Annotated in this window: 1 protein-coding gene; it reads right to left on the bottom strand. The window is 65.6% G+C overall.

What is annotated here, in order from left to right:
* Positions 1 to 389, bottom strand: a 389-nt coding sequence (locus tag AB0C16_RS40600) for an aminotransferase class V-fold PLP-dependent enzyme (RefSeq protein WP_357691534.1), incomplete at its 3' end; no start/stop codon positions are given.
* Positions 390 to 451: the final 62 nt, after the last annotated feature.

The following is a 451-nucleotide window of genomic DNA, read 5'->3' as shown; positions in this document are numbered from 1 at the left end:
GGAGCCTTATCCCAGCCGCGACGTCGTGTGATGAGCGCTCCGACCCCCTTCGGTGCGCCGATCTTGTGGCCGCTGATGCTGATCAGGTCGATTGGCGCGGTCAGATCGCCGGCGATCTTGCCGTATCCCTGGGCGGCGTCCACGTGGAGGTAGGTCGGCGTGGACCGCAGGCGCTCGGCTAGCTCGGCGACCGGCTGGATGACTCCGGTCTCGTTGTTGACGTGCATCAGAGACACCGCGAGTGTGTCGGGGCGCACGTGCTCCATGACCTGCTCGACAGTGATTCGGCCTGACGCACCCGGCTCAAGAACGTCCACGGTGAAGCCGCGGGTTTCCGCGAGGTGCAACAGGGGCTCGAGGACGGCCTTGTGTTCGATGGCGGAGGTGATGATGTGCTTCTTGCCGGTCCGCTCGCCATGTGGAGCGAGGCCGAGCAGGGCGATGTTGTTGG

Source organism: Nonomuraea sp. NPDC048916 (genome assembly GCF_040649575.1).
Lineage (GTDB): Bacteria > Actinomycetota > Actinomycetes > Streptosporangiales > Streptosporangiaceae > Nonomuraea.
Note: the sequence above shows the minus strand (reverse complement) of the source record. Positions and strands in the feature narration are given on the sequence as shown.